9 protein-coding genes are annotated in these 18,595 nt (G+C 70.2%); 3 read left to right on the top strand and 6 right to left on the bottom strand.

Annotated features, from left to right (window positions below; genetic code table 11):
• Positions 1-2 precede the first annotated feature (2 nt).
• Positions 3-371, bottom strand: coding sequence for a 50S ribosomal protein L14 (gene rplN / locus ACYVKL_RS09640; RefSeq protein ID WP_213558044.1), 369 nt, complete (start codon positions 369-371; stop codon positions 3-5).
• A gap of 338 nt (positions 372-709) precedes the next feature.
• On the opposite strand from rplN, the gene ACYVKL_RS09635 reads away from it, so the two are divergent.
• Positions 710-2,758 (top strand): M13 family metallopeptidase, encoded by a 2,049-nt coding sequence (locus tag ACYVKL_RS09635; protein ID WP_379168477.1) that lies wholly within the window; start codon positions 710-712, stop codon positions 2,756-2,758.
• Positions 2,759-2,879: 121 nt separating this feature from the next.
• Entirely contained in the window at positions 2,880-4,892 is a 2,013-nt protein-coding gene (locus ACYVKL_RS09630; RefSeq protein ID WP_460771648.1) for a M13 family metallopeptidase, read from the top strand.
• Positions 4,893-4,920: 28 nt separating this feature from the next.
• Here ACYVKL_RS09630 and ACYVKL_RS09625 read toward each other — a convergent pair whose 3' ends face one another.
• From ACYVKL_RS09625 to ACYVKL_RS09615, 3 genes are read right to left on the bottom strand one after another with little or no spacing between them, the layout of a single operon-like run.
• Positions 4,921-5,256: an MmcQ/YjbR family DNA-binding protein gene (locus ACYVKL_RS09625; protein WP_379168473.1), complete on the bottom strand. Its 336-nt coding sequence runs from the start codon at positions 5,254-5,256 to the stop codon at positions 4,921-4,923.
• A 34-nt stretch (positions 5,257-5,290) separates the two neighbouring features.
• The gene (locus ACYVKL_RS09620) at positions 5,291-6,643 is read right to left on the bottom strand and encodes a SagB family peptide dehydrogenase (protein WP_379168471.1); all 1,353 of its coding nucleotides are present in this window, start codon (positions 6,641-6,643) and stop codon (positions 5,291-5,293) included.
• Positions 6,640-7,611, bottom strand: coding sequence for an ABC transporter substrate-binding protein (locus ACYVKL_RS09615; protein ID WP_379168468.1), 972 nt, complete (start codon positions 7,609-7,611; stop codon positions 6,640-6,642). Before ACYVKL_RS09615 ends, ACYVKL_RS09620 begins: the two co-directional genes overlap by 4 nt.
• A 188-nt stretch (positions 7,612-7,799) precedes the next feature.
• On the opposite strand from ACYVKL_RS09615, the gene ACYVKL_RS09610 reads away from it, so the two are divergent.
• Positions 7,800-8,894: an AMP-binding protein gene (locus ACYVKL_RS09610; protein WP_379168466.1), complete on the top strand. Its 1,095-nt coding sequence runs from the start codon at positions 7,800-7,802 to the stop codon at positions 8,892-8,894.
• A gap of 63 nt (positions 8,895-8,957) precedes the next feature.
• On the opposite strand, the gene ACYVKL_RS09605 is transcribed toward ACYVKL_RS09610, so the two are convergent.
• Both ACYVKL_RS09605 and ACYVKL_RS09600 read right to left on the bottom strand, forming a co-directional pair.
• Positions 8,958-13,523 carry an amino acid adenylation domain-containing protein gene (locus ACYVKL_RS09605; RefSeq protein WP_379168464.1) on the bottom strand — a complete coding sequence of 1,522 codons (4,566 nt, stop codon included), beginning with the start codon at positions 13,521-13,523 and terminating at the stop codon, positions 8,958-8,960.
• Positions 13,520-18,586 carry an amino acid adenylation domain-containing protein gene (locus ACYVKL_RS09600; protein ID WP_379168462.1) on the bottom strand — a complete coding sequence of 1,689 codons (5,067 nt, stop codon included), beginning with the start codon at positions 18,584-18,586 and terminating at the stop codon, positions 13,520-13,522. The genes ACYVKL_RS09605 and ACYVKL_RS09600 overlap by 4 nt, the downstream gene beginning before the upstream one ends.
• Positions 18,587-18,595: the final 9 nt, after the last annotated feature.

The raw sequence follows: 18,595 nt of genomic DNA, 5'->3' as shown, positions 1-18,595 counted from the left end.
GGTTACAGCACCTCCGGGGCGAGCGAGACGATCTTCATGAAGCGCTTCTCACGCAGCTCACGGCCGACCGGGCCGAAGATGCGGGTGCCACGCGGATCGTTGTCCGCCTTGATCAGCACCGCAGCGTTCTCGTCGAAACGGATGTACGAGCCATCCGGACGGCGACGCTCCTTGGTGGTGCGAACGACGACGGCCTTGACGACCTCGCCCTTCTTCACGTTGCCACCGGGGATGGCGTCCTTGACAGTGGCGACGATGATGTCGCCGATGCCGGCATAGCGGCGCGACGAGCCACCGAGCACGCGGATGCAGAGGATTTCCTTCGCACCCGTGTTGTCGGCGACGCGCAGCCGCGACTCCTGCTGAATCACTTCAGCTCCTCCTAGACCTGGACGAAATGCACGCCGGATTGCCGACCCGACGGGCATGGTCAGTTGCCCTTCAAACGCACGCCTGCCAGCGGTTTTTCACCAGACTGGAGATCAACCACTGTGGGTTCGCGGCCGAAGCGCGGGGCAGAGCTCCCGCAGGCAACCGGTCAAGTGTAGCGAAGCCCCAGGTCCAGCCCAAATCAGGGTGGCCGGGCGCACACCGGCACGGATCCGGACACACAGCCGCGCGCGGATTCAGGGGATCCACAGGAGGTTCCACTAGCGTCGGCGCGAGCAAGGTTCGAGCAATTCCGATCGTCCCGTAGAGGAGATTCGCGTTGACCTCCGAGCGTCCTGCTCTCGACCGCCGGCACTTCCTGCTCGCGCTGGGTCTGGTGCCCGCCGCGGCCGTGCTGGCCTCCTGCAACAAGAACGACGCCAAGACGGGCAAGCCGACCCAGCTGATCGGACCGGACATGTCCGGCTCGGATCCGGCGATCCGCCCGCAGGACGACCTCTACCGATTCGTCAACGGGAAATGGCTGCGCGAATACCAGCTGCCACCGGACAAGGTGTCCTTCGGAACCTTCGACGAGGTGCAGGAACGGGTGGAACTGCAGCTCAAGGAGATCATCGAGGGCATCCACGACCCCCAGGGCGGATCCGACGCGCAGCGCGTCCGCGACCTCTACGACGCGCGCATCGACAAGGCCGCGATCGAGAAGCTCGGCATCACGCCGCTGCGGGACCTCTTCGACCAGATCGACAAGGCCGCGACCAAGCCCGAGCTGGCGAAGGTCATGGGCGGGCTGCCCGGGGTGGGATTGATCGGACTGGGGGTGGGGCCCGACCCCAAGGACTCCAACGCCTATCTGCCGTCGGTCAGCCAGTCGGGGCTCGGACTCGACGAGCAGTACTACCGCAAGCCCGAGAACGCCGACAAGCTCGCCAAGTACCGGACCTACATGCAGCGCATCGCCGCCGGGGCCGGCTTCCCGGACCCCACCGCCATGGCCGACCGGGTGGTGGACCTGGAGCAGCGGATCGCCGGATTCCATTGGGACAATGTGAAACTGCGCGACACCGATGCCACCTACAACCTGAAGACCTGGGCCGAACTGACCGCGCTGGGTCCGCAATTCGATTGGGATCCCTGGCTTTCCGGCAACACCGATCGCTCCAAGGAGCTGTTCGGCAAGGTCGACGTGGGCGAGCCGTCGTTCGTCACGGGGGCCGCGCAGCTGTGGGCCGACGTCGACATCGCGGCCTGGCGTGAGTATTTGAAGCTGGCGCTGGTGCGCGGCTTCGCCGCCTACCTGCCCGCTGCCATCGCCGACCCCAACTTCGACTTCTTCGGCAAGGAGATGGCGGGGTTGCAGCAGCGGCCGGAGCTGTGGAAGGCGGCGGTGTCCACGGTCAACGAGGTCGTCGGCGAGGCGCTCGGAAAACAGTACGTGGACAAGCACTTCCCGCCCGAGGCCAAGAAGCGGGCGCTCGAGATGGTGGACGATCTGCGGGCGGCCTACCGGGACAACTTCAAGAATTCGACGTGGATGTCGCCGCCCACCCGGGAGGCGGCCATCGCCAAGCTCGAGAAGATCAACGCGAAGATCGGCTACCCCGACAAGTGGGAGGACTACGGCAAGCTCACCATCACCCGCGGCAAGCTCGTCGAATCCCTGCGCGCCTCCCAGACTTTCGAGGCCAACCGGATGTTCGACCGGCTGGGGACGCCGGTGGACAAGTCGGAGTGGGGCATGCCGCCGCAGACGGTGAACGCCTACTACAACCCCAGCGGCAACGAGATCGTCTTCCCGGCCGCGTTCCTGCAGCCGCCGTTCTTCGACCCCGACGCCGCGCCCGCCGTGAACTACGGCGCGGGCGGCGCGGTCATCGGACACGAGATCGGGCACGGATTCGACGACCAGGGCTCGAAATACGACGGCGACGGCAATCTGAAGGACTGGTGGACGCCCGCGGACAAGGCGGCGTTCCAGGCCAAGACCGACCAGCTCATCAAGCAGTACAACGCGCTGGTACCGGAGGGCCTGCCCGCCGACCAGCATGTGAACGGCGAGCTCACGGTCGGCGAGAACCTGGCCGACCTGCGCGGACTGGAGATCTCGCTGGCCGCCTTCCGAATGGCACAGCAGCGCAACGGCACCGCGGCGCCGGACTACAAGCCGATGTTCGAATCCTGGGGCCGGACCTGGCGGACCAAGATGACCGACCAGCAACTCGAGCAGCTACTGGCCACCGATCCGCATTCCCCGGCCGAATTCCGCTGCAACCAGGTGGTGCGGAATCTGGGCGAGTTCTACAGCACCTACGACGTGAAGGAAGGCGACAAGGAATACCTGCCGCCGGATCAGCGCGTCACGCTCTGAACCCGCGCGTCACGCGCTGCGGCGGCGACGCCCCGCGCGAGGCTGCCATCCCCGGTAGCCTCGCGTCGGTATCGCAGCTTCACGAGAGGTAGTGCCTGTGACATCGTCGGGTTCGGCGCGCTTGGATCGCCGTGCATTCCTGATCGCCCTCGGGCTGGTGCCCGCCGCGGCCGCGCTCGCCGCCTGCGGTACTGATTCGACACCGAAAGCCCTGACCGGACCGGATCTCGCGGGAGTCGACGACGCGGTGCGCGTGCAGGACGATCTGTACCGGCACGTCAACGGCAAGTGGCTGAAGGAATACCAGCTGCCGCCGGACAAGCCGGCGTTCGGCGCGATCAGCGAGGCCAATGAGCGCACGCTGAACCAGCTGCGGGAGATCATCGACGGGATCAAGGACCCGAAGCCGGGTTCGGACGCGCAGAAGATCCGGGATCTGTACGACGCGCGCGTCGACTGGGACACCGTCGAGAAGCTCGGGATGACACCGCTGCAGGGGTTGTTCGATCAGATCGACAAGACCGCGACCAAGCCCGACCTCGCGAAGGTGATGGGCGCGTTGCCGATCGGCGGGCTGATCGGGATCGGTGTGAGCATCGATCGCAAGAACTCCAACGTCTACATCCCGGGGATCTCGCAGTCCGGTATCGGGCTGGAGGAGGACTACTACAGCAAGCCGCAGTACGCCGACAAGCTGGCGGCCTACCGGGTGTACCTGGAGTCGATCGCCAAGGGCGCGGGGTTCGCAGATCCGGCCGGGATGGCGCAGCGAATGCTCGACCTGGAGACTCGCATCGCGGCCGTGTTCTGGGACAAGGTCCGGCGGCGCGACGCCGACGCCTCCTACAACCGCATGACCTGGGCGCAATTGACCGAGCTCGGTAAGGGATTCGACTTCGAGCCGTGGCTGGCGGGCTGCACCGATCGACCCAAGGACCTGTTCGCGGAAGTGGTGGTCGCGCAACCGTCCTACATCACCGCGGCGGGGCAGATCTGGGCCGACACCGATATCGCGATCTGGCGGGACTACCTGAAGCTGTCGGTGGTCCGCGCCTACGCCCCCTACTTGCCGATCGCGATCAACGACGCCTACTTCCAATTCGCCGGGCGGGTCATGCGCGGCCAACAAGAGCGCCAGGAACGCTGGAAGTACGGGGTCAACCTGGTCAATTCCTCGCTTCCCGAATCCATGGGAAAGCTGTACGTGGACAAGCACTTCCCGGCCTCGTCCAAGGACGAGGTCAAGCGGATGGTGGACGATCTGCTGGCCGCCTACCGCGAGAATTTCCGCACCTCGAGCTGGATGACGCAGCCCACGCGGGACGCGGCCCTGGCCAAGCTGGACAAGATGCGGGTCAAGATCGGGTACCCCGACAAGTGGGACGACTACTCGAAGCTCACGATCACCCGCGGCCAACTCGTCCAATCCCTGCTCGCCATCAACGCTTTCAACAACAAGAAGGACTGGGATCGGCTCGGTGGGCCGGTCGACAAGTCCGAATGGGGCATGAGCCCGCAGACCGTCAACGCGTACTACTCGCCGCCGAACAATGAGATCGTCTTCCCCGCGGCGTATCTACAGCCGCCGTACTTCGACTCCGACGCGCAGCTCGCCGTGAACTTCGGTGCGGTGGGTGCGACCATCGGCCACGAGATCGGGCACGGCTTCGACGATCAGGGCCGCAAATACGACGGCGACGGCAATCTGCGGGATTGGTGGACACCGGAGGACAAGGCCGCCTTCGAAGCCCGGGCGGCGAAGGTGGTCGCCCAATACGACGGCCTCGTCCCCGAAGGGGTTTCGCCGCAGAACACGGTCAACGGCAAACTCACCCTCGGTGAGAACCTGGCCGACCTGCGTGGGTTCCAGATCGCGTTGGCCGCGTACCGGCTCGCCGAAAAGCGCGCCGGCAACGACAATCCGGACTTCCAGTCCATGTTCTTGTCGTGGGCGCGCGGCTGGCGGTCGAAGCAGACTCCGGAACTCACCGCCGAAGGACTCTCCGACCCGCACTCCCCCGACGAATTCCGCTGCAACGAGGTCGTCCGCAACCTGCCGGAGTTCTACGGCACCTTCGGGGTCAAGCCCGAGGACAAACTCTTCCTCGCCGAGGACAAGCGCGTCACCTTCTGACCCGGCCGACGCGGGTGGGTCCGGCGGCTCAAGCCGGATCCACCAATTCGCGCGGCGCGGCCTGCCGCCAGGAGTCGGCGACGATGGCCTCCAGCTCGTCGAGGTCGTCCAGGGCGGCCAGGCGGACGCGGACCCAGGCGTTGCCCGCTTCGTGCGGAGCGATCCAGAACTTGTCCGGCTCCGCCTGGACCAGTTCGTCACGGTCGGCGATGGGGCACCGCACGGCCATCGAGGTCTCGTGCTCGGGGAGCGTCAGGAACAGTTTGCCCGCCACCCGGAAGGCGGGCATCTGCCATTCGAACTGCTCGGTGGTGCGGGCCAGCGAAAGAGCCGCCGCCCGCACCTGATCCCCGGTCACCGTCATGGGTGCATCCTCCCAGCCGGGTCCGACAATCGGGTCAGCCGGCGGGAGTCCCGATGACGATGCTGCCCACGTTGCATTCCTCCAGTTCGTCGACGCCGGTCGCGGTGGTGAAGGCGGCGGTGTCGGAGAAGCCCTGCGCGACCGCGCCCAGGCCCATGGCGGTGGCGGCCAGGTAGAGGGTCTGCATGAGGACGCCCACGTGTTTGAGGGTGTTGGCGTAGGCGACGGACTCGTAGGACCACATGATCCGGCCCGCCCGGGCCGAGATCAACAGGAGCAGTTGCGGTTCGGCGGCGTCGGCCAGGGTCGCGGTGGTGGTGCGCAGCAGGCGCTGGACCGCGGGGGAATCGGCGTCGGCGACCGGGCGCAGGACATGCTCGAAGGAGTCGTAGTGGTACATGCCGGGGGCCAGGCCCTCGACATTGCGGGCCACCGGGTAGAGCTCCAGTTCGTGCACGCTGCCGCCGGAAGGGTAAGGGCGGGAGGGGAGTTCGTCGCCGTCGGGGGTCGACTCGACGGCGCGGGTGCGCGCGGTGCGGTAGAGCAGCTCCGCCAGTCGGTCGAGGGTGACCGGGTGGGCGTCGTCGAAGGCGCGGCAGGAGCGGCGGTCCTCGAGGACGGCGGTCAGGCTCGGGTCACCCGTACGCAGGGATTCGAGGTCCGGGACCGGGAGGGCGATCGGGGCGCCGGGGTAGGCCGGGCGCTGCGCCGGGAGCTGCGGGAACTCGTCTTTCGCCCATTTCGTCGGGCCGAATCCGTCCCAGGTGACGGTGCGGGAGCCGAGCGTGCTGCGGCGATGGAACCAGAGATCCGGGGCGCTCCAGCTGCGGGTGGTGAAGTCGCCGGATTCGGCGGCGGGGTCGGCGGTGAAGCCGCCCCAGGCCAGATCGGCGGCCAGCTGCGACGAAAGGTGCTCGGGGAGGCCGAGTTCGGCGGCATCCGCCCCGGCGGCCAGCGCCAGCAGGCGCGGATCGTGGATGCGCAGGTCGCACCAGGAGGCGGGGTGTTCGAGCACCAGGCCCTCCGAATCACGGTGGATGACCGTGAATTTCGAGAGGGGACGCGCCGCCGGGCCGCCCGCGGTCCGGGCGGGCGGGGTGGCGAAGGGGCGCAGCGTGTAGAGGTCGCGGTCGCCGTCGCGGACGGTGACCTGCAGCCAGCCCGCATCGGTCAGCCGGTCGAGCAGCGGTGCGACCGAATCGGATTCGGCGCCCAGCTCCGTGACCGTCGCCGGACCGCGGTTGAGCGTTTTCAATGCGGCGCTCTGCGGTGCGGTCAGGCCGGTCAGCTTCTCGTTGTGCGGCGGGTTCAGCAGGACCGCGCCGCCGGGGACGGTGAGGCAGGTGACGCCGGTGCGCAGGGCGTAGCGGTGGTCGGCGCGGGTCATTTGGCGGCGGCGGTCAGCGCCGGTTCGAGCTTGTCGAGCAGGTAGGGCAGGGCCAGCGGGGTGGGCTGGTTGACGGCGCTGATCTCCTGGACGGTGAGGAAGACCGCGGCGTTCTTCTTGACCGCGGGCAGGTCGTTGAATCCCGGCAGGGCGCGGTACTTCTCGTCCAGGCCCGGCGAGTAGCCGGCCAGCAGCAGGTCGGAGTTCAGTTCGTCGAGGCGTTCGGGCGAGAGCGCCAGGCGGCCGCCGGTTCCGCCCTGGTCCACCAGGCGCTGCGGGATGGTCATGCCGAGCTGGGTGAACAGGCGGCTGGAACCGTCCTTGGGGTCGGTGAGGGCCATCAGCTGTGTGGGGCCGGCCAGCCAGGAGCTGATGAAGGTCTTGCCCTTCAGGCCCGGATTGCGTTGCGCGATACCGTCGATGCGGCCGTTGAGGTCGGCGACGAGCTTGTCGGCGGCCGCGGTCTTGTGCAGCACCTGCCCGAGCGCGTGCACCTGGTCGGCCCACGGGGTGACGGCTTCCTTGCTCAGGCCCGGCAGGGTGGGCGCGACCTTGGACAGGTCGGCGTAGGTCTTGGCGTCGGCGATGAAGGAGTCGGCGAGGATCAGGTCCGGGTTCAGCGCGGCCACCTGTTCGGCGAGACTGCCGGTGGTGGACAGCGCCTTGGACTGCGACAGCGCGGCCGGCTCCCACGGCGGCGCGCCCTTGCTGAGCACCGCGATGTTGTCGATGTAGCCGACGGGGGTGACGCCGAGCGCCTGGGTGGTGTCGAGCCACTGGTTGCCGAGGGCGACGATCCGTGTGGGCGTCCCGTTGACCGTGGTCTGACCCTGGGCGTGGGTGATGGTGACCGGCTCGCCGCCGCCGGCGGTGTCGTCCGAGCTGGATCCGCAGGCCGTGAGCCCGAGCGCGAGCAGGCTGGCGACCGCCGCCAGCGCGGCCCGGGCGGTGATCGATCCCGACTTCATCGTGACTCTCCTGTCTGCCGTGCCCGCCCATATCGGCCGAGCGGTAGGTGAGCCTAGCCTAATTTTTTCGGAGTTGGAGACCGTTGTCACCGATTCGATCCCCGAAGGGGTGGCCGATCGTGCCCTTCATCCGTTAGGTTAGGGTTGCATAAGTTTTTACCCGGGGGTTTGGAACGATGGAGCGTGCGGTGCGGGAAACTTTGTCCGCCGTGGAGCGTCACCGCCTCGCGGACGAATGGGCCAATGGCGTCGAACTTTACGACGTGCCGTCGGTCTCGATGCTGATCGAGTGCGGCCGCCGCGTGCCGTCCCTGCGCACCGCCGTCCGCTGCGGCGACCACATCCTCACCTACGCCGAACTGTACGAACGCCTCGACGGCGGCGTCACCGGCACCGCCGGACCCACCCTCGACGATCTGGCCCGCATCCTCTGCGACATCGCCAGTGCCGCCGAATTCGGCGCGGTATTGACCGAACTGGGCCCCGCGGGCACCGGCCTGAAGCCGGTCGCGGTGGCCGCGGCCGCCGACGACCGCCGCGCCGTGGCCGCCGACCAGCGTGCGTGCACCATCGACCGCGCCTACGGTTCGCCCGACTCCCGGCTGCTGGCCACCCACTGGGACACCACCGACGCCGCGGTGGAACTACTGGCCGCCCTCGCCGACGGCGCGACCCTGGTGCTGGCCACCGCCCCGCAGCGGATCGACGCGGGCGCCCTGGCCGAACTCATCGCGCTCAGCGCCGCGACGCACGTGGTCGCCGAGGCGGACACCCTCGCGCGACTGGCCTTCCTGCCCTCCCCCGCGCTGCCCAGTGTGCGCCGCTGGGACGTGTTCGGAAACGACTGCCCGGCAGCGCTGTCCGCACTGCTGCACGAACTGGCGCCGGGATCCTGCACCGGATTCGCCTTCACCACAGCGGAATACGCGGGCGTGGCAGCCCGGGGACCGCTGGACGGTTCCGGCCGGGTGCGGCCGATTCCGGGTGCACGACTGCTGGTGCTGGACGACAGGCTGCGACTGGTGCCGCCGGGACATTCGGGGCGGGTGTACCTGGGCGGTTCGGCGCTGGCGCTCGAATTGGACGGCGCCGCCGAGGGATTCGTCGACGATCCGTTCGTGCCGGGTGGACGCCTGGTGTGCACCGATATCCACGGCGGCTGGACCACCGACGGCTGGCTGTTGCTCGACCTGATCGAATCCGACGCTCCCGCAGCGCCTTCGACCATCGAGCCGATGCACGCGCCGAAACCGGTCCACCGCGGCGAATCCGCCGCTGCCTGAAAGCTTCGAAAAAGAAATCGGCCGCCGACCCTTCGAGGTCGGCGGCCGATGTCGTAATGGCCCTCAGCCCATCGCGCCCGCGAGCGCGGCCAGGCTGCGCTGCCACAGTTCGGTGAGGCGGGTGGCTTCCGCCTCGGTGAACAGGGTGTCGCTCCAGCGCCAATTCGTGGTCAGCTGCGGGCCTTCCGGGGTGGCGCCGATGCCCGCGATCACGTCGAGGGCGTAACGCAGCGGCAGGTCGGGCTCGGGGTCCAGCGGCAGGGCCTCGTTGAGCGGGCCGGTGAGCAGGGACCACGAGTCGGCGGCCTGACCGCTGAGGTCCACGCGGCCCAGGTAATTGAACTCGACCTGGGGGTGTCGCGCGGTTGCGAGCTCCGGTACCCGGGTGGTGTAGCGCAGCAGGCCGAAGTCCACGCCGCCGTTCGGGACGGCGGCAAGGTGCTCGGTCACCGCGTCCAGCAGGGCGCGGGCCGCGGCCGGATCCTGTTCGGCGCGTTCGATGTCCACCGTCAAACCCGCGCCGAGGCGGACCGGGAAGACGGTGGTGAACCAGCCCAGGGTGTTGCTGGTGTCGGTGCCGAGCAGGTCGTCGGCGCGGCCGTGCCCCTCGAGTGCGATGAGCGCGCCGTGCGCGGGGTCCTGGGCGCGTTCGCGCCGCCAGCTCGCCAGGGTGACGGTCAGGGCGGTGAGCAGGAATTCGCGGACGCCCTCGTCGCGGGTGAGGGACGCCAGCACGCGCTCGGTCACCGGGACCGGGGTAACGGCGGTGGCGACCCGCAGCGAGGACCAGGTGTCGGTGTCCGGGAACGGGATGCGGCGGCCGATGGCCGGATCCGGGGCGGTCAGCTGGTCACGCCAATAGTCGCGCTGGGCCAGGATTTCCGTGGTCTCGGCGCGCTCCCCCATCCGGCGGGCGAACTCGCGGTAGGAGGTGGATTCCGGGAGCGCGCCGCCCTCGCCGAGAGCGGCGATCAGCAGGTGCCAGGACACCACGTCGACGGCCAGGTGGTGGATGGTGAGCAGCAGGACGTCGCCGTGCTCGGTACCGGAGAACCAAGCTGCCCGCACCATATCGCCGGTGCGCGGGTCGATTTCGTCCATGAGGACCCGGGCCACGCTGTGCACGGCCTTGGCGGTGTCGGCGGGATCGGAGATGTGGGTGAGGATGTCGCTCGCCCGCACCGTTCCCGGCGGCGCGGTGACCAGGCGCGGGCCGTCCTCGGTGTCGGACAGATGGGACCGCAGGGTGTCGTAGCCGTCGAGGACGCCCTGGAGCGAGGCCTCGATGGCCGGACGGTCGATGCCGGTGGGCAGGCGCAGCAGGGCGGTCTGGGTGAAGCGGCGGTAGTTCCCGTACTCGTACATCCACGACACCACCGGAAGCGGCTGCACCGCACCGTAATCCGCGGTCCGCTCGGTGACCGCGGCGTCGGCCGCGTCGAGGGTGGCGGCCAGTTCCCGGATGGTGGGCGTGGCCAGCACCATGCGCGGGGTGAGGGTCAGGCCGCGGCGGCGGGCCTTGTTGACCAGGGAGATGGCGACGATGCTGTCCACGCCGAGGGCGAAGAAGTCGTCGTCGACGCCGGGGGTGCGGCCGTCGAAGAGTTCGGCCAGCAGTTCGGCGAGTTCCTTCTCGGTGGCGGTGCTCGGTGCGGTGTCGGAGCCGGTGTGCGCCAGGGCGGCCTCGGCCAGCCTGGTCAATTCGGGGCCGTCGAGTTTGCCGTTGGCGTTGACCGGAAGCTGCGGCAGGGCGAGCACCCGGGCGGGAATCATGTAGGCGGGCAGGCAGTCCGAGAGCTGGGCGCGGGTGCGCACCGGGTCGAGCGCGCGATCGGCCTCGGCGACCACGAATCCCACCAGGCTCGCCCCACCGGCGCGGCGCACCACCGTGACGGCCGCGGTGTCCACGCCGGGCAGTCGCCGCAGCGCGGTCTCGATCTCGCCGACCTCGATGCGGTAGCCGCGTACCTTGACCTGGGCGTCGGCCCGGCCGAGGTAGCCGAGGCCGCCGTGCGGCAGGCGGCGGACCAGGTCGCCGGTGCGGTACATGCGGCGGCCCGAACAGAAGGGGTCGGCCACGAACCGGTCCGAAGTCGTTGCGGCCCGGCCGATGTAGCCGCGCGCCAGCTGCGGTCCCGACAGATACAGCTCGCCGACGACGCCGCCGGGCACCGGGCGCAGCATGGAATCGAGGACGTAGACCGAGGTTCCGGCGTTCGGGGTGCCGATGGTCGGGGTGTCGAAGTCGGCGATGGGAGCGACCACGGCCTCGACGGTGGTCTCGGTGGGTCCGTAGCAGTTGTAGACGGCGGTGCCGCGGCGTCCGCCGGCCGCACCGCCCTCGCTCGGAGCGAGTTCCCGCAGTCTGGCCCACAGCGCGGCGTCGATGGCCTCGCCGCCGAGCGCGAGCACGGGCAGTTCACGGTCGACCAGGCCGGCGGCATTGAGCTGCGCGAACATCGACGGCGTGGTGTCGATCATGTCGATGTCGGCCGCGATCATGCCCGCGCACAGCCGGTGCGCGTCACGCATTTCCTCGGCGTCGAACAGGTGGATGGTCTGCCCGGCGAGCAGCCCGACCATGGGCTGCCAGGAGGCGTCGAAGCTGAGCGACCAGGCGTGGGCGATGCGCAGCGGGCGGCCCAGACGCGCCATGGCGGGACGGTAGACGCGCTCGCGGTGGTCGGCGAAGTAGGCCAGCAGCGCGGCATCGGTGCCGGCGACGCCCTTGGGTTCGCCGGTCGAGCCCGAGGTGAAGATGAGGTACGCCAGCTGGTCGGGATGCCGTGTCACCCGCGGGCATTCGGCGCCGTCCGTCGGGGCGCCGACGGTGGTCACCGCGTCGTCCAGGTTCAGCACCGGCACCGGGCGGCCGTCGATCAGCACCGCGTCACCCGCAGCGCGCCCGGATTCGCCGGAATCCAGCAGGGCGCGGGTGCCGGGGTCGCTCAGCACCAGGGTCGGACGGGCCTGCCGCAGGATCGACTCGATCCGCGCACCGGGCAGCGTGATGTCCACCGGCACATAGGCTCCGCCCGCGGCGAAGACGGCCAGCAGCGCCGCGATCGATCGGACGGTTCGCGGTAGCAGCAGCGCCACCACGGTCTCGGGGCCCACGCCGCTCGCGGCGAACTCACCGGCCAGCGCCGCGGCCAGGTTCCGCAGCTCGCGATAGGTGTAGGTGGCACCCGAGCTGTCCTGCAACGCAATGGCTTCCGGTGTCGCGTGGGCCTGGCGCTCGAACATCCGCCACACCGAGTCGGTGTCGTCGGCCGCGGCGGCGGGAACGACCGTGGAGTAGGCCGCACGCTCGGCATCGGTGACCACGCTGAGCGCATCCGGTGTGGCCGAACCGATTCCGGGCAGCTGCCGCAGTACGGCCAGCAGTCGCTCGCCGAGGCCGTCGGCGGGCAGGTACGGCAGGGCGGCGGGCATGGCCTCGAGCTGGACCAGCAGTTCGTCGCCGCTCATGTGGGCGACCACGGTGAGCGGGTAGTGCGCGAGGCTCTCCATCTCGATCGGCCGGAACCGGGCCCCGTCGGGGGCGGTGACGGTGCGGATGGCGTCGTCGATCGGCGCGTTCTCGAAGACGAACAGGGTGTCGAAGAGGGTGCCGTGGCCGGCGGCGCGCTGCACCGACGACAGACTCACATGTCCGATGTCCCGCATGGCGGCGCACTCGCGTTGCAGGCGCGCGCACTGCTCGACCACGGGCAGGTCGCGGTCGAGCCGGTGGGTGACCGGCACGGTGTTGATGAACAGCCCGACCATGCCCTCCACGCCCGGAAGCTGTTCGGGGCGACCGGAGATGGTGGTGCCGTACACGACGTCGCGGCGGTCGGTGAGGCGGCCGAGCAGGACGGTCCAGGCGAACTGCACCGCGGTGTTGAGGGTCAGGCCGTTGGCCGCCGCCCAGGCGCGCACGGCCTCGGTGTCCGCGGCGGACAGCAGCAGCCGGGTCTTCTCCGGCACGGCGTCGGCGGCGATCGGCGCGCCGCCCGCCAGCAGCAGCGGCCCGGTCAGACCGGACAGGTAGTCGGTCCAGCGGCCGGTGACGGCCGCGGTGTCCTGCGCGCCGAGCCAGGCGATGTAGTCGCGGTAGGGACGCGGTTTCGGCAGGGCCGCAACGGATCCACCCGCCTGGTAGACGGCCAGCAGTTCGGTGAAGAACACCGCCACCGCCCAGCCGTCCATCAGGATGTGGTGCGCGGTCAGGATCATGCGGCGGGTGCCGGACTCGGGCACGCTCAGCAGCAGTACCCGCAGCGCGGGGCCACGACCCAGGTCGAACGGCGTGTGCCGTTCGGTCTCGGCGATGGCGTCGAATTCCTCGGGCCGCGCGTCCCTTTCGGTCCACGGCAGTTCGGCGTACGAGGGCACGATCTGCACCGGCCGCGGCACGTTCTCGTCCCAGAACGCGGCGCGCAGGTTGGGATGCCGGTCCAGCATGGCCTGCGCGCTGCGGCGCAGCAGCGCGGCGTCGAGCGGGCCGTCGATGTCCACCACGAATTGCATGGTGTACAGATCGATTCCGTCGCCGCTGAGCCGCGACAGCGAGAACAGGCCCTCCTGGAGCGGGCTCAGCGCGAGCACGTCCTCGATCCGCGGGGCGGTGTCGGCGGCGGTCATCGCGCGGACCACGAGGCGGTGAGGGCGGCCAGGGCGTCGGCGTCGAGGCCGGAGGCGCTCATGGGTGCGGATTCCTCCTGTGGAATCGACTCCGCGTGCGGGGCAGCGGGTTCGGCGGCATCGACCGCGGCGGCGAGTTCGGCGATGGTGAGGTGCTCGAACACCAGTTGCGGGGTGAGCGGCAGGCCGAGCGCGGTGGCGCGGGCCGACCATTGGATGGAGATGACGCTGTCGCCGCCGAGGGCGAAGAAGTTGTCGTCGGCCTCGACGTCGTCGATCTCGAGCAGTTCCTCGATCAGTTCGATGAGCACGCGTTCGGTGGCGCCGTGGTCGCCGGTGTCGACCGCGAGCGCCCGCGCGGCGGGTGCGGGCGGGGCGAGCAGCCGGTCGAGGTCGGCGACCGGCAGCACCTCGAGCTCGGCCACGGCGCGGTCGGGCGCGGCGGCGTACGCCTCCAGGGTGGTGACCAGCGCGGTCGCGATCTGCCGCACGGTGTCCGGCTCGTACAGGTCGGCGTTGGCGACCACGCGCACCGCCAGTCCGCCGTCGCCGGTCACGTTCACCGAGATGTTGAGGTCCAGGAACGAGACGTCGAAGTCCACGGGCAGCACGGTGGCGGTGGTGTCGCCCGCCACCGGCGTGGTGGCCGGGGCCCAGTCCGCGCCGCGGAAGTGCAGCATGCTCTGGAACAGCGGATTACGCGACCGCGAACGGGCCGGGTTGAGCGCCTCCACCAGGCGTTCGATCGGAAGTTCCTGGTGCGCATGGGCATCCAGCACCACCTCGCGGCCGCGCCGCACGGTGTCGCGCAGCGTGGGGGCGCCCGACAGGTCGTTGCGCAGCACCGCCATATTGGCGAACAGGCCGACCAGCGGCGCGGTGGCCGGGTCGACGCGGGCGGCCACGGGGGTACCGAGGGTGATGTCCGCGCCGCCGCCCAGCTTGTGCAGCAGGGTCGCGACGGCGGCCTGGTAGACCATGAATTCGGTGGCGCCACAGGATTCCGCGAGGGCCGCGAGCCCGGTGCGCAGGGCGGCCGGGGCCGCGAAGGTGGCGACCTCGCCGCGCTTGCCGAGCACCGCCGGGCGGGCGCGGTCCGGTGCGACGTCGATCTGATCGGGCAGGCCGGTGAGCGCCGCGCGCCAGTAGTCGAGCTGGGCGCGGCCGTATTCACCGGCCGCGCCATCGGCGCCCGCACCGAAGATGTCGTGCTGCCACAGCACGTAATCCGGGTACTGCACGGCGAGCGGCGTCCACTCCGGCGCGCGTCCGTCCGCGACGCGGGAGCGGTAGGCGGCGATCAAGTCCTCGAGCAGGATGCCCAGCGAGGCGTGGTCGGCCACGATGTGGTGCACCAGCAGCGACAGCACCTGCGTGCCCGGGTCCAGCACCAGCAGCCGGGCCCGCAGCAACGGCTCGGATTCGACGGTGAAGGCGTAGCGGCCGATCTCGGCGAGTTCGTCCGCCAGCAGCTCGGCGTCGACGCCGATGACCTCGAGCGCGACCTCCTCGGCGGCCCGCACCACCTGGTACGGAACACCGTCCTGCTCACCGAAACCGGTGCGCAGCGCCTCGTGCCGGGCCACCACGTCGGTGAGCGCAGCGCGCAGCGCGGCGACGTCGAGGCCGCCGTCGAAGCGGACCGCGAAGGGCAGGTTGCCGACCGCGCTCGGACCCTCCATGCGGTACTGGAACCACATGGCCAGCTGCGAGTACGACAGCGGCAGCCGGTCCGGGCGCTGCCGCTCGGTGACCGGCGGGCGGCCGGAAACCGGTGCGGGGACGGCGGTATCGACGGTGTCGGTCGCCTCGTCGTCGTCCATGGCGTCGAGGTCGATGCCGAACTCGTCGCGGAAGCGCGTCACCAAACCCGCCGCCAGTCCGGCCGGGGTCGGGGTGTCGAACACGATCCGCACATCCAGTTCGACGCCGAACTCGGCGCGGATCTGCGCGACCAGCCGCGCCGCCAGCAGCGAGTGGCCGCCGAGTTCGAAGAACGAATCGTCCGCGCCGACCACCGGCACCGCGAACAGGTGCGAGTAGATCCCGCACAGGCGGCGTTCGGTGGCGGTGGCGGGCGCGCGGTGCACGCGCTCGACGGCGGGGGCCGGGGCGGGCAGGGCGCGCTTGTCCAGCTTGCCGTTGACGGTCAGCGGGATCTCGTCGATCACCGCGAAAGCGCTGGGCACCATGTACTCCGGGAGCGCGGCGGCGGCCTGGGCGCGCACCTGCTCCACGTCCACGACCTGGCCGGCGGCGGGCACCAGGTAGGCGGCCAGCTGCGCGCCCACGGCCGGGTCCTCGGTCACGACGACCACGCAGTGCCCGACGCTCGGGTGCGCGGCGAGCGCGGATTCGACCTCGCCCAGTTCGATCCGGAAGCCGCGCACCTTCACCTGCTCGTCGGCGCGGCCGACGAAGTCGATCTCGCCGAACTCGTTGCGGCGGGCCAGATCTCCGGTGCGGTACAGGCGCACGCCGGGGGTGAACGGGTCGGCGACGAAGCGGGCCGCGGTGAGCGCGGGCCGGCCCAGGTAGCCGCGCGCCAATTGCGCGCCGCCCAGGTAGATCTCGCCGACCACGCCCGCGGGCACCAGCTGCAGGGCGTCGTCGAGCAGGTAGGCGTGCACGTTCTGGTTCGGGACGCCGATGGGCACGATCCCGGTGCCCTGCGGGCCCTCGACCGGCTGATGGGTGGCGCACACGACGGCCTCGGTGGGCCCGTAGTGATTGCGCAGTTCGGCGTCGAAGACGGTGGCGAACTTGTCGGCCACCTCGCCCGGCAGCGCCTCGCCGCCCACCGGGACATGGCGCAGCGCGCGCCATTCGCTCACCTCGGGCAGCAGCAGGAAGGTACTGAGCATGGACGGCACCATGTGCAGCACGGTGACGCCGCGGCGGGTGATCAGGTCGGCGACGTAGCGGATGTCGCGGAACGCCTCGGGCTTGGGGACGATCAGCCGCGCACCCAGCGCCAGGGTGACGAAGATGTCCAGCAGGGAGGCGTCGAAGCTCACCGAGGACGACTGCAGCAGGCGGTCTTCGGAGGTCATACCCCATTCGGCGGTGAAGCTCACCACGTGCTCGGCGATCGCGGCGTGCGAGACCGGCACGCCCTTGGGCTTGCCGGTCGAACCCGAGGTGTAGATGACGTAGGCCAGGTTGTCCGGGAGCAGCGGGCGGACCCGGTCGGCGTCGACGGGGTCGGTCTCGGGCAGCCCGGCGGCGGCCTCCTCGGCGGCGTCGAGTTCGACGCGGCCGAGCACCAGCCGCGGGCGGGCGTCGGCGACCAGGTAGTCGATGCGGTCGTCCGGGTAGGCGGGATCGACGGGCAGGTAGGCCGCGCCCGCCTTGAGCACGCCGTAGACGGCCACGATGAACTCGACCGAATTGCTCATGCGCAGCGCGACGATGTCCTCGCCGCCCAGGCCCTCGCGAATCAGCCAATGCGCCAGCCGGTTCGCGCGGCGGTTCAGTTCGGCGTAAGTGAGTTCGACGTCGTCGGAGACCAGCGCGAGGGTCTCGGGCCCGGCGGCGACGGCGGCTTCGAACAGGCCGACCATGGTGGCCGGATCCGAGGGAACCTCCACACCGCGCGACTGCGCCAGGATGACGGCGCGGTCGTCGCCGCCCAGCATGTCGAGATCGGCCAGGCGGGCGGCGGGCGCGCTCAAGGCGCGATCCAGCAGTCGCACGAAGTGTTCCAGCATGCGCCGCACCAGCTCCGGGGACAGCACGTCCACCTGGTACTCGGCCTCGAGCACCGCGCCGTGCGCGCTCTCGGTGACGACCGCCAGGGCCAGCGGGACCTGCGCGGTCGGGGCGCCGAGTTCGTCCAGCTGGGTGGAGGCGACCTCGCGCAGCGCGAAGCCGTCGGCGCTCTTGCGGACGCTGAAGCCCAGGCGCACCAGCTGATCCATGCCGTCGCGCCCGGCGACCCGCTCCGGGTTGACCTCGCGCACGACCCGGTCGATGCCCACGGCCTGATGCGCGAACCCGTCCAGGCAGGTGCGCTTGGTGGATTCGACCAGACCGGCGAACGTCTCGGTGCGGGAGAAGGTTTCGCGCAGCAGCAGGGTGTTGCCGAAGTAGCCGATGAGCTGCTCGGCGGCGGCCGAGCGGCGGTTGGTGACCGGGATGGATACCAGGAAGTCCTCGGCGGCGGTGTAGCGCTGGATCAGTGCGGCGTAGCCGGCGAGCAGCACCATGAAGGGGCTGGCCGCGCGCTCGCGGGCGAAGGCGTCCACGCGGTCGAGCAGATCGGCGGGCAGGGCCACCGTGCAGCGGTCGGCGCGCTTGGAGGGTGCGGCCACGGCCGCGCCGGGTAGCTCCAGGGGCTCGGGCAAGGGGCGCAGGGTGTTTCGCCAGTACGCGATGTCCGCCTCGTCGTCTGCGGGCGCGTCGAGGACCTCGAGGTCGACGAACTGCGCGGCCGGGGCGGTCTGCGCGGAACCGTTGTAGGCGGCGTTGAGGTCGGTGAAGAACACACCCCAGGCGTCGTCGTCCCAGCAGCCGTGATGCGCCGACAGCAACAGCACCCACTCCGCGGTTCCGGTGCGCGCCAGCGTGATCCGCAGCGGCAGTTCGTTCGCCAGATCGAAGGGGCGGGCGAACTCGCGGCGGGCCAGCACCTCCACCCGCACCTGGCGGGCGGACTCGGCCAGCTCGGTCAGATCGTGCGACTGCCACGGCAGCGTGATCTCGTCGGTGAACACCTGGAAGGGCTCGCCGTTCTCGTCCACACCGAAGGTGGTGCGCAGCACGTCGTGCCGGGCGAACACCGACGCCACCGCCTGCCGCAGCCGCTCCTCGTCCAGCGCGCCGCTCAACCGGTACGCCACGCAGATGTTCAGCGTGGTGTCCTCGGGATCGCGGGTCTGCAGGAACCACATGCGGCGCTGCCCGGCCGACAGCGGCCGCCGCTCCCCCGCCGCGGTGCGGCGCACCGGGGCGGCGGTGTCCACGGCCAGGCCCTGCTCGGCGAGCTTGCGCCGCAACAGTTCCCGGCGGCGGTCGGCGACGGAGGTTCCGGCCACGGTCACGGTGGCATCGGTGTCTGACATGAAATCTGG

It is taken from the genome of Nocardia tengchongensis (genome assembly GCF_054781395.1).
This window is presented reverse-complemented; position numbering and strand designations above follow the sequence as displayed.

Coding starts and splice junctions, on each gene's coding strand:
- ACYVKL_RS09625 (WP_379168473.1), bottom strand. CDS start 5,256: ATGACGGTGACCGGGGATCAGGTGCGGGCGGCGGCTCTTTCGCTGGCC.
- ACYVKL_RS09620 (WP_379168471.1), bottom strand. CDS start 6,643: ATGACCCGCGCCGACCACCGCTACGCCCTGCGCACCGGCGTCACCTGC.
- ACYVKL_RS09615 (WP_379168468.1), bottom strand. CDS start 7,611: ATGAAGTCGGGATCGATCACCGCCCGGGCCGCGCTGGCGGCGGTCGCC.
- ACYVKL_RS09605 (WP_379168464.1), bottom strand. CDS start 13,523: ATGACCGCCGCCGACACCGCCCCGCGGATCGAGGACGTGCTCGCGCTG.
- ACYVKL_RS09600 (WP_379168462.1), bottom strand. CDS start 18,586: ATGTCAGACACCGATGCCACCGTGACCGTGGCCGGAACCTCCGTCGCC.